A 244-nucleotide genomic window follows, 5' to 3' on the forward strand; every position below is an offset into this window, starting at 1 on the left:
CAGTTGCATCGGTCACTAGTATTAATTTATCACCCATGATTCTTTTTGATAAACGTACATTTTCGTAAGCTACATGAAAACCATCGACGATAATGCCTGCGTAGATATTATTATCGTAAATTGAACCTACTACGCCGGGCTCTCGTCCGCTAATAGATGTCATTGCATTAAATAGATGCGTGGCAGAAGAGGCGCCGTGTCGAATCGCCGCAGTGGCCTGTTGATAAGTCCCATTGCTGTGCCC

At 44.3% G+C, this 244-nt stretch carries 1 pseudogene; it reads right to left on the reverse strand.

Annotated elements, in window-relative coordinates:
- Positions 1-244 (reverse strand): annotated as a pseudogene (locus AAEZ09_RS28995) (N-acetylglucosamine-6-phosphate deacetylase); the annotation flags it as partial.

It is taken from the genome of Pseudomonas sp. 65/3-MNA-CIBAN-0223 (genome assembly GCF_040310425.1).
GTDB classification, from domain to species: domain Bacteria; phylum Pseudomonadota; class Gammaproteobacteria; order Pseudomonadales; family Pseudomonadaceae; genus Aquipseudomonas; species Aquipseudomonas gregormendelii.